Genomic DNA, 12,465 nt, shown 5'->3' on the forward strand with positions numbered 1-12,465 from the left:
CGCCGGCGAGGCCGAGCGGCGGGCCGAGCAGGCGCGTCGCGCGGCCGACGAGGAGCCGGGCGACTGGCTCAAACAGCGGCTGGCCGAACAGGCGGAATGGGCGGCTCGACAGCATCGCGATCTCGTCGAATGGCTGCGGGAGCAGACCGGCGCGCCGGTGCGTCCGGAGCAACGGCAATCCGATGAAGGCGAAGGGCCCCAACCGGATTCGAGCCTGGCGGTCCGCGAGGGCGACGACGCGTCGGATGCCCATGTGCGCCGCCCCCTCGACCAGGTCCGCAAATTCCTGGCCGACCGCGCCGAGACCCACCGCGACGATGCCGCGCCGCAGCGTCCGCGCGGTCTGCTCGACTACGCCCGCGAGCTGATCGAGGTGCTGCGCCTGGACGAGGCGCTCACCGGACATCCCGATCCGCTGGCGGCGCTGCAGGAGCTCGCCGAAATCGCCCGGGCGCGCGGGTTCCTCGGCGAGAGTCTGGACGAATATCCGCGGCCCATGCGCTATCCCGAGGATCTGGGACCGCTGCGGCTGGACGAGGCCTACGGCGACGAGGAGTACTGGCGCTACGACGCCGAATCCGAGCTGCCGCCGCAGCAGGATCCCTCGGCGGCGCGTCCGCATCCGGCCGGTGACTCCGTGCCGCGGCGGCTGACCGACGCGGAACTGCGCGAGGAGCTGTTGCGCCGCTTCGGCCTGCGCGAGGATCAGCTCACCGGCGAGGACCGCGATCGGGTGCTACAGCAGCAGCGGCTGCGAAACGCGGTGCGCGCCGGTGCGATCGAGGCGCTCGACGAGCACATTCGCCGCCTGCGCGCGGCCACCGATCCGCTGCATCGCGCACAGATCGAGGCGACCCGCGACCGCTGGGCGCGCCTGCTGGGCGTCCCCGAGCGCGAACTCGACACCCCGCAGGGCGCGGCGCGGCATCTGGAACGGTTGCGTGCGGAGGTGCTGCGCGAGGCGCACGATATCGCCGATCTGGCGGCGCTGACCGCGGCCACGCGCGAACTGCCCGCCGGCGGCGGCCATGAGTTGGTCCTGCGCATCGGCGAGGACCGGGTGACCCTGCGGGTCGAGCCGGACGGTGAGGGCGGCTGGCGGTGCGTACCCGACGATCGCGGCCGCCGACCCGATGAGGCGCCCGAGACCGAGGAGGCCGCGGAGAAGAAATCGCTGCTGCGCAAGGTGCTCGACTGGATACGCCGCCCGCGCACCCAGGACACACCGCCCGCGCCCTCGGGCTCGGGTTCGGCGCTGCCGCAGCCGCACAGCGATTCCTCCGGTACGCCGCCGGCGACGCAGCCACATCCCCCGCACGGTGGCGGTTTCGACGTCGGCGATTTCATCACCGGTATGCAGGGCGCGTCGGAGGTGCTCAAGAAGCTGCCGATCGGCCTGACCGTCGAGCTGCTCACCTTCTACCAGAACCGCGAGCAGTTGGGCGATTTCCTGCTCAACCGCCACCACGAGAACGAACTGCCGTCCGCGCGCCGAGCCGACGGCAGCGAATACGAGTACTGGAACGAGCAGGCCGATCCGAATCTGCTGCGGCAGGTCGGCCTCACACCCGAACAGGCCGCCCGGTTCGGCCGCTCACACGACGACGAGCAGGGGCCGCCGCAGCGGCAGCCGGGTGAAAAGCCCACGCCACCGGAGCGTTTCGAGCTGCCGCCGGGCGGTGAGGAGTTCCGGCCGGGCGATTCGGAGGGTCGCACGCTCAGCGAATGGCTCCATGAGGTCGACGCGCTGCATCAGCAGCGGGCCGATATGGCCGCCGAGATCGTCGCGCTCGCAGCGGATTACGGGCTGCGTCTGCCCGACCTCACCCAGGAGTCGGTCGCGCGCGCGGTCGAGCATCTGGAATATCTGATCGCTCGCCGGGCCGCGGCGATCGATGGCCTGCTCGACGCGACCCGCTGGTATAACGACGAGAACCGCCGCGTCCAGTACAGCAATCAGATCGATGCGCAGACCAATGATGTGCTCGGCCGGGCGCTACAGGAGCGGGCGGTCGCGCAGGGTCGCGATCCGAGCATGCTCAACTGGCAGGGCATCAAGAACAAGACGGCCTCACCGCCGCCGCACTGGTCGGAACTGTTCGACGAACACGGGCGACTGCGCGACTCCGGTCTGCGCGTGCAGTTCGAGGAGGCGTTGCGCCGCGAGCAGATTCGCGAACAGCGCGCCACCTGGGAAGACCTGATTCCCGACGATATCTCCCGCGATCCGAGCCGACTCGCCGACACTCTCGAGGCGCTGCGGGCGGGCACCGAGGACCGCGTGCGCGCGCTGGAGCGGCTGCGCGGACTGTCCGAGGGCTTCCGCGATCTCGACGAGCGCTATCGCGAAACCGGTGAGGCCCTGGTCGATCTCGCCGCCACCGAATGGCTGCAGCACGGTGAGGGCGGTCGCCCGCTGGATCGCGGGGTCTGGCTTGTCGAGGGCGATCCGGCCCGCCTGGTCGTGGTCGATACCGGGCTCAATCACGACGAGATGCTGGCCCGTGTCCTCGCCGACCATCCCGAGCACGCGGACGCGGTGAACCGGGGCGAGCTGGTGGCCGACTACCGGGTCGGCTGGGTCGAACCCGACGGCAGCGTCCGGATCGGCAAACTCGACGCGCCGCAGGTGCGCTACTACGAGGGCGAGGTCGACGGGCAGCCGCTGCGGGTGACGCTGGTGCGCGAGGGCGACGGTCCGTGGCGGCCGGTGCAGTACACGGATTCGACTGTTCCCGAACACGATTCGACGCCGCCTACGCCGCGGCAGGAGCCCCGCCCGCGTGCCGACGTCGAGCGCGAGGTGCGCGAACTGGCCGAGCGGCTGGGCCTGGATCCCGAGGAACTGCTGGCCCACCACGGATCCGGTCTGGTCGCCGACGAGCAGTTGCGCAATTCGGTGCGCGCGGCCCGTATCGAGGCGCTGGTCGACTATGTGCGCAGCGCGAGCCGGATCGAGGAGTTCAACAATGTCGGTCTGGCGCGCGGGGCGCTGGCCCGCCGACTCGACATTCCGGCCGGTGAACTGACCCCCGAGCGGGTCGCCGAGCGGCTGTCGGATCCGTCGCTGAGTGCGACCAAGCGCAATCGAATCGTCCAGGCGCTCACCGATTACGCCGCCCAGATCCGTGGGATCGATGCCGAGGCGGTCGACGCCGCTCGCGACCGGCTGGCCCGGCGGCTCGAGATCGATCCGGATGCGATCAAACCGCGCAAATTCGACGACGAGCTGCGCAAGCTCGAGATCGATCCGGACGGGCTGGATTCGAAGCGGCTGTCGCGGGCCGTGGCGAACGCCTCGCATCGCGGGGCCGAACCGGGCGCGGGCGAGTCGCCGCGAGACCGATTGCGTACGGCGCTGGAGGAATTCACGCGCACCCTGGTGGATCGCGATCCGACCCAGCGGGTGTGGGACGGCGATCACGGGGCCGATCCGCGGCTGGTCGGCGGCGGTTCGCCCACCCGAAGCGAGACCGCCTACACCGCACTGCGCCAGATCCTGTCGCGCGTGACCGGTGCGCTGGAGGTGGCGCCCGAGCGGTTCGCCACGACCCTGCTCGATCGCACCCGCAACAGGCAGGAGCGCAATCAGCTGATCGACGCGCTGGTCGACTGCGTCTACGAGGTCCGCTACGGCGAGCGTGGCCCGGTGCTCACCGCGCGCAACCGGTTGGCGGCGGCGCTGGAGCTGAAGGCCAGCGATCTCTACGGCCACCGCTACGACAACGACTCCCGGCGCATCGCAGATCCGAGCACCATCGATACGGCCAAGCTGAAAAAGGCGCTGCACAAGGCGATTCGGCGAGCCGGCGGCCCGGCGGATCTGGAACATCTGAACCAGCCGCTGGCCGAGTTCGTCCGCGCGATCCTCGACGCCGAGCCGACCAGCGCCACGCGGGTCGACGTCGCTCGCATGGCCACCCGCGCCGAACATCCGATCCTCGACGACACCGCGATCAGCCATCTGCGCGAGGTATTCGGTGATCTGGTCGATTTCGCGGTGCGACTGGACGGCGCCGTGGGTCTGCCCACCGACGGCGGCGTCAACCGGGACTGGGCACGCATCATCGGAATCGACACCGACAGCGCGGAATTGACCGAACGCATCCGCCGCTACGAGCAATTCCGCGCGGGGGAGCTGGAGGAATACCAGCACCTGACACCCGAGCAGCGGGAGGCGCTCGACGCCGAGATGCTCGCGGACCTCGACGAGCGCCGCAATCAGTACATCAAGGTCTACGACGCCTTCCGCGACGGCGTGATCGAGGATCACGAGCGGCTCTCGGCGGAGGAGTTGGCCGAACTGCACGGCGAATTGCGGGCCGAGGTGCGTGACCGGGCCGTCGATCTGCGCGCGCTCGAGGCCCTGCTCGACGAGCATCGCCGCGCGGTGGGCGGCGGGCAGCGCGAGGACCTGGTGGCCGCCGCGCGGGCGCGCGAGGACGCCGAACTGCGGCTGCGCGATGCCATCGCGGAGGTGGACGCGCAGGAGGGCGCCGCGCAGGCGCGGGGCGATCGCGTGTCGCGTGAGACCCTGGACTTCGACGCGGTCACCGACCGGCAGCGGCTCGACGAGCTGCTGGGCCGGTTGCGCAATCAGACGATGGCGGCCGGTGAGCACGCCACGAACCGGCTGCGGGCCTTCGACGAATTGGACGCCGCCGCGGAGCATTACCGCGCCGCCGTCGAGGAACATCAGCGCGTCGAGGCGGAACTGCTGCGGCAGGTCGAATTCGACGCCCTGGCCGATGCCGGTGCGCACGCCCTGGCCGAGGATCACCGGGTCGGCATCATCGATGGACATCCGCGTCGGCTCGCCGTGGTGGTATGGGGTGAGGGCGGTCCGGCGGAGATCCTCGACAATGTCATCGCGCAGCGCCCGGAACTCGGTGAGATCGCCGGGCCCGGCCGGGAGAATGTGGTGGTGCTGCGGCTGCGCGTCGACGAGGACGGCCGCATCGTCGTCGAGCGCGAGGATCCGCCCGAACCCGAACCTCCCGCCGGTTCCGCACCGCGCCCCGAACCGGATCAGCCCAGCTCGGGCGGCGGGGCCAAACGCCCGCCCGCATCCGACGAATCCGATTCCGGCACGGGCGAATCCGAGCCGACCGCCGGTGACGGCGGCGGGGAGAAGCCGCCCGCACCGTCGCGCCCGCCCGCCCAACCGTCCGACGGTTGGTCCGTCGCGGGCGATCCGCGGCCACATCTGCCCACCGATCGCGCGCGGTTCGACGAACTGGTGGCCCGGCTCACCGAACGCGTCGCCGACCGCGACCGACTGCTCGCGCAGGCACGAGAGTTGGCCGAGCCCTCCGGTATTCGGGCCGATGAACTCACCGCCGACGAACTGCGCGATCGGGTGACCGCGCTGCATCGGGCCGATGACGCCCGGGTGGATTCGATGCGCAACCGCTCGGTGAGCGGTTCGGAGCTCGACGGGAATGTCGAGGCGCTGCGCGAGGCCCAGCGGCAGCACGACGCCGCGATGCGGCGCAGCGACGAGGTGCTGGCGAAGCTGGACGAGCACGATGCGGCGCGCGTGGACGTCGCGGAATTGCGTGACGACGCGGCCCGGCTGATCGCACGCGATATCGCCGCGGTCGAGCGGGGGCACGCCCTCGATCCCGCCGGACTGGTACTGCGGCTGCCGGGCGAACCGTCACGCGTACTGGTCCTGTCGGTCTCGGACGCACCGGGTCATCCACTGACCCGCGAACTGCGGGCGGTGCTGACCGAGCAGGGAACCGAGATCGTCTACCAGCGGATCCGGGTGGATGAGCACGGGCAGGCGAGCGTGGTCGAGATGCGTCCGCACGGGGACACGCCCGAGACGCCGCGCGCCACGCACGAGGATCTGCAGCAGCGGCTCGAGGAGTTGAATCAGCGGCGGCAGGAGGCGATTCGCGATCGCGAGACGCTGGTGCGCCGGCGCAACGCCCTGGCCGCCGAACTCGGGGTGGACGGCGCCGGGAACTGGGCGGCGCTGCGACCCGAACGACTCGGCCAGACCCTGCAGGAGGTGCGCGAACGCCACGGCGTCCAGGACGGGCGGGAATTGGCGCAGGTCGTGGAGTTGATTCGGGTCGTCGAGCGGATCGAGGGCGCGGACGGGCATCTGGAATGGCTCGAGGGCGAGATCCTCGCGGTGCGTCGCGATCAGTCCCCGCGGTCGGAATACGAGCGGCTGGTCGAGCGGTGGCATGAACTCACCCGCGAACGAGAGTTCCTGCGGGCCAAGCGCGATGACCGCGCCGAACTGCGCGATGCGGCCGGGCTGACCGGTGAGGCGCTGGAACGCAAGATTCTCGAACTGTTCGAGAAGACCCAGGCCCAGTCGGTCCGGATCCCGGCCTCCAACGACACCCCGGAACGGGTGGTGCACAAGCAGATGTCGCCGTCGGAGGTCGCGTTGCGCCGCCGGGCGATTCGCAAACTGGTCGAATCGGTGGAGGAGTTCAATCGCGTCGATCAGGCGGTGCGCGATGTCGAGGCGCGGCTGGTGGAGCTGGAACGCGCCGGAATCGGTGAGGGACGGCCGATTTCGCTGGAGGTGAGCCGCGAGATCGTGCGCCTGGGCGCGGAACGGGCCGAACTGTTCCGCAATGCCTTCAACAAGGCGCGCCGGTCGATGATGGAGGATCTGGTCGAGCGGCTGCACGAGCAGGGCCTGCCGATCACTCTCGAGGAACTCGGTCCCGATCCGGCCACGGTGGATCGTGTCCTGGCCGAGAACCGCACGCGGATCGAACAACTCGACGATCCCGCGCTGCGCGAGCGGCTGCTGCGCTGGCTGGGCAATCTCGGCGACGCCGCCCACGACGTGATCCGGGTCGACAATGCCATGGGCCGCCTCGACGACCAGACCGCGCGGCTGACCGGACGCTGGCGGGATCTGATCGAGGAGCAGGGCGGGCGCATGGTCACCGACCTGGTCGCGCTCATCGAGGGCGAACCGCCGCGGATCGTCGTGCTCGGACCGCGCGCGGATCTGGATCATCCCACCGCCGACCACGATCGGGCGCTGGCCGAGGCGATCGCGACCCGGAGCGAGATCGCACATGCCATGGGCAATCGGCCGCGGATCGAATTCCGGCAGATGGTCGGCGGGCTGTGGGATGTGCGGATGGAACCGCTGGGTGCGCCGCGGGTCGAGGTCATGGCGACCGGCTGGTTCAATGGTGAGCCCGGAATGCGGCTGGTGCGCTGGCTCGACGGTGAGGGCCAGTGGCGCTATGTCGATCCGACCCGGCCGTCCTGGCGCACCAGCGACGAGGCGAACACCCCGGGCGCCTACGATCCGGGTAATCCGGATTGGTGGGGTGGTCTTGTCCACTACCTCAACACCCTGGCGCTGCCGTTCGAAGATATTCCGGCGGGCAAGATTCCGCTGGATCTGCTGCCGTTCAACGCGCTCGGCGTGGAGGGCAAATTCTTCCGCGGCGATATTCCCGACGACGACATCCTGAGCCTGCACGTCGGCGGCAATATCAATGCGGTGCAGCGCAATCTGCGCAATCTGCTGATGGCGCTGCAACATCCGCGCGTGGAGGCATGGATTCAGCGGCATCCGGCCATCGGTGATTTCCTCGACGCACATCCGGCGCTGAAGAAGGTGCCGCCGTTCTCGACCATGTGGTCCGGCGTGGAGTGGCACAAGCGGGCGCACTACGACGTGCAGCCGATGTTCCCGCGTCGCGATCTGGCCGAACATTCGCTGGATCCCGATCGCGCCGAACTGCCCGATCGCATTCGGCGGGCCATCGATCGCACGGTCGAGGGCCTGGACACCTTCCGGGCGGATCAGCAGCGCCGGACCGCCGAGGATGTGGTGGCGCGGGTGCGGCGCGAACTGGCCGACGGCGGGGCGCGGATCGATCCGATGCGCGGCGATATGGGCGAGCAGGTGGCCGGAATCGACCGGCATATCGACGATCTCGCGGAGCGACTGGCCGAGCATTTCCACAGCGACGACCGCGCGGCGGTGCGCGATACCGTGGCCGATATCGCGCATCGGCTGGTGGATCTGCAGCAGCACGGGCGCATTCCCGAGGCCGAGATCGAGCGCATCGTGGACGAATTGGCTCCGCATATGCGCAACGATCGAATCGGCGGGGACGAGGTCGCCGATCAGTGGCGGCTGCTGTCGTGGACGGATCGGCAGTACGAACTGTTCCGGGCCGATCCGGCCCTGGCGGACAAGATTTTCGAGGGGCTCGCCCAGCACGCGCGCAATCAGCGGGTGCTCGCCGCCCGTGAGATTCTGAGCCGCATACGCGCGGATCTGATCGAAGGCGTTCCGACCGAGCTGAATCGCCCGGACGCGCCGGAGCGGTTGCATCGCTATCTCGAGTCCTATATCGAGAAGTTCTCCGATACCGAGCAGCGCCGGATCGCCGACGCCTTCGAGTCCGATGATCGGAATCTGGTGCGCGACATCGTGTTCGGGATTCGCGAACGACTGCTGGAGCTGCAGGCGGGCGGGCGGATCACCGACGAGATGATCAATCGGATGGCCGAGGAGATCGTCGCGGACGCGTCGATGCCGCGGATCCGCGACGACTATATGACCGGCGCGGACGAGTTGGCGCCGCCGAAGTTCACCCGCGAGCAGATTCAGCAGATCCTCGATCATCTGATGGTCGACAAGCATCTGATCCGCGATCCGTTCGATCCGGCCGGGCGATTCGTGTGGCGGCGGATGGATCAGGTGGCCGACGTTGCCGAGGCGATCAACCGGCTGTTGAATGTGGAGCCGTTGCCGGACAAGGTGATTCCGCGATTGCAGCGGCTGAGGCAGCAGGATGTCGTCATGTTGCACGACGCGCTGGCCGAATCGGAGTACGAGCGCGATTCGGCGCATCAGGGCGCGGGTAAGACCTGGTACGACGCGAATGCGCACGCGGTCGGCGAGGGCTATCACTGGGATGCCGACCGGCCGCCGTACACCGGCTGGCGTCGGGATCTGGAGTACAACTCCTATCTGGCCGAACTGCTCGAACTGCCGCGGGCGCAGGAGCGCGCCGAGCGGGCGGCGGACGCGCTGGACGATGCGGCGCGGGCGGTGCCGGTCGATCCGGACGAGGCGCTGGCCGCGCACAATTCGGCCGATCGCGACCGGTGGTTGGCGGATCTGCGCGCGGCGCATCCGGATTCGGGCGAACGGATCGATGCACTCGAGCGTGCGCTGCGCGAGCGGGTGGAGGCCGATGAGCATCTCGCCCGCGTCGAGGAGGACCTCGGGCGGTCGGCGCTCTACAGCGGGCAGCACGAATTGGCCTCGTTCCTGCCCCGGGATCGCTATCGCCTCGAACTGCCCGGCGCGCGTGAGCTGTGGCGGCGGGCCTCGGCGCAGTTGGAGGAGGCCGCCGAGGCGGTGGGGCTGGATCCGGTGGCCGCACTGGTGGGTCGCGAATACGGCGACGAGGCGTGGCTGGCGAATCTGCGTGCGGCGCACGGGGATGAACCGGTGGACAATCTCGTACGGGCCGTGCGCGACTACGTCGACGCTGACGATGCGCTGGATCGGCTCGAGGAGGCATTGCGGCGGACCGAACCCGAGACCGACGATCGGGAGCTGCCCGAGGCGCGGCGGCGGCAGTTGACGCCGTCCGAACCGCCGCGCGAACCGACCGAGCCCCGGGAGTCCGGCGGTGCGCGGGCCTATCACGAGGCGCAGGCGGAGCTCGCGCGGCTGCGCGAGCGGCTCGACGACGCGCAGACCCGGCTCGCCGATGCCGAGCGTGAACTCGATTCGGCCGCAAGCCATTTCCCCGGCGCGGATCGTACCGAGCTGCGGAGCGAGGATCGGGTCCTCGGGTGGGTGGACGAGCAGTTGGCTCGGACCCGCGAGGCGGTCCGCGGCCGTCCCGATCCGTGGAGCGAGCGCGGGGCGGCGTTGGAATCCGCGGCGCGGGAGTACGTTCGGGCCAGGGACGCGGTGGCGGAATTGGAGGAGCGTCTGGCCCATGCCGAGGCGCGCGCCGAGCGGCTGCCCGAACCTCCCGCACCGGAGCAGCTCGGGCCGGAGGTCGTGGAGAGCGAGTTCGGCGTCTTCTACGAACATCGCTACGGCGGCGACGAGGATCACGGCGTGCATGCCTGGGTCAACAGTTCCGGCGTCTTGCAGGCCGAGATCCGCGTCGGCCCGCACACTCCCGACGGCGCGACCATGTTCCGCGAGATGATGACCACCATCGGCCACCACATCGCCCATATCGAGGCCTCCTGGAACGCGGGCCCCCGCCTGTCCAGCAACCTCGACTCCTTCAACGCGGGTATGCAGGAACTTCTCCTCACCCCCGAGGAGGCCGCCCGCAATACCTTCACCGCCCGCCTGGCCGCCGAATTCGGCTTCACCGACATATCCATCGAGAACCTGGAGGGCCGCCTCGGCGAGAACACCGCCGTCACCGTCCGCTTCAGCCGCCCAGGGCCGCATACACCCGAGGATCTGGGCGGCTCCGAACCCGATGCGTCACAGCAGGAACCGGGCGCGGTGAACAACGACGCCGGAATCGTGGAGAATTCGAAGCCGCCCCGATCCGACGTCGAGGACGAGGACCGCACCGAGGTGCGGGCATCCGACCCCGACAGCGGCTCCGTCGAGGAGTCGAAGGTCCACGAGCCTGAGAATTCGGATAATGGTGGCTCCGTGGTGAAGTCGGCGGTGCGCCCGCCCGAGGCGGGTGGGGACGACGGTGACCTGGGCGGTGGTTCTCGGGACAGTGGGGATTCGCGGGATGCGGATGATGTTGGCTCCGTGGTGAAGTCGACGGTGCGCCCGCCCGAGATCGGCGAGGACGATGGTGACCAGGGCGGTGGTTCTCGGGACGGCGAGGAGCGTGGGCGTCGGCGGCAGCCGGAGCTGTATCCGATGTCGCGGATTCCGCATCCGCCGCGGTTCTTCTCGGTCGAGATGCCCGATGATGATCTGGACGAGCTGGAGCTCGAGGCGCCCGAGGTGCACGTGCCGCCCGCGCCGCCGGAGCCCACGCATCCGCCGACCACGCCGGAACGCTCGCACGTACCGCTCTACGCGCCGACGTCACAGCACGTCGGTGGCACCGCGCCGTCGCACCCGTCGCCGCCCGAGGCATCGATCCCGCCGGTCCCGCAGCAGCCCCCGGCGGTTCCGCCCCACCAGCCGCCCGGCGTCCCGAATCCGCCCCAGCCGCCCAGCATTCCGACCCCACCGTGGATGCGTCCGCCAGGCACCCTGCCGGACCAGCCTTCGTGGCCACCACACGGAATCGACCCGGTCGCCGGCCACCTCCCGAAGCCACCGGGCATTCCGATGCCGCCGTGGTCGAATGGCGATGCACCGCAACCGGATCAGCCCTGGCCGCCACAGGACCACCTGCCCGCACCAGAACCTGGCCACGGACCTACCAATGGCGCTTTGCCGCAGCCCGGTTCGGTGCCGTGGTCTGGCCCGGATGGTGTGAACCATGGCCCGGCCGATGGTGGTGTGCCGTCGTTCGGGAATGGCTTCGGCAGGCCCGGTGGTGGCGCTCTGCCGCAGCCGGATTCGGTGCCGTGGTCTGCTCCGGATGGTGTGAACCATGGTTCGGCGAACGGTGCTCTGCCGCAGCCGGGTTCGGTGCCGTGGTCCGGCCCGGATGGGGTGAACCATGGCCCGGTCGATGGTGGTGTGCCGTCGTTCGGGAATGGCTTCGGCAGGCCCGGTGGTGGCGCTTTGCCGCAGCCGGATTCGGTGCCGTGGCCTGTGCCGGGGGCGGGGAATGGTGGTGTGCCGTCTGCTGATTCGGTGCCGTTCGATGGTGCCGGTCATGGGGTGAATGGGGGCGCGCCGCATCATGGGTTGGCGCCTTGGCCGTCCGATAGGGCTGGGCAGCACGGGGATTCGGGGCAGGGGTATGGGGCGAGCGGGGCAGGGCAGCAGGCTCCGCAGGTGCCGCCGCCTCCGATGATGCCGCCGCCGGGGGGCGGGACGGGGAATGCCGGGCGGGTGCGCGGTGGGGGCGGACGGCCGGTCGCGCAGCGGCGGGTCGAGGTGCCGCAGTTGATGGTGCATCCGGTCGACGGGGTTGGTGGGCCCGCGGTGTTCGATCCGGTGACGGGGGCGTTGCACGGGGTGAGCGCGGCGGTCGGGCCGGTGGCCGGGATCTATGGGCGGTTCGGGGAGGTGCCTGGGGTGTTGTTCCGGAAGGACGGGCGGCTGCGGCTGTGGGTGAACGGTGGGTCCATCGCGCTCGATGATCCCGAGGTGCGGGTGTATTGGGGGCGGTCGGACGCGGCGCACGCCTGGTTCCAGGTGGGCCTGGGCGGGCGGTGCGTATTCGACGCGCGCTATCCGTTCCCGGGGGCGGAACTCGATTTCGGACGGGTGATCGAGCAGATCCTGGCCGATCCGGAACGGCGAACCGGGATTTTCCGGTACTGACATGGCTTGTACAGCGAAGCATTCGACAACAGCGATACTGTCGTCTGCAGCGATGAGGGAGG

Annotated in this window: 2 protein-coding genes; one reads left to right on the forward strand and one right to left on the reverse strand. The window is 69.9% G+C overall.

The window, feature by feature from the left end; all coding sequences use genetic code 11:
• On the reverse strand, nucleotides 1-253 hold a 253-nt coding region (locus NP4_RS42210; RefSeq protein WP_218023998.1), incomplete at its 3' end, for a hypothetical protein.
• On the opposite strand from NP4_RS42210, the gene NP4_RS41815 reads away from it, so the two are divergent.
• Nucleotides 254-12,403: a hypothetical protein gene (locus tag NP4_RS41815; protein WP_218023999.1), complete on the forward strand. Its 12,150-nt coding sequence runs from the start codon at nucleotides 254-256 to the stop codon at nucleotides 12,401-12,403.
• The last annotated feature ends 62 nt before the right edge of the window (nucleotides 12,404-12,465 follow it).

Source organism: Nocardia pseudobrasiliensis NBRC 108224 (genome assembly GCF_001613105.1).
Taxonomy (GTDB): Bacteria; Actinomycetota; Actinomycetes; order Mycobacteriales; family Mycobacteriaceae; genus Nocardia; species Nocardia pseudobrasiliensis.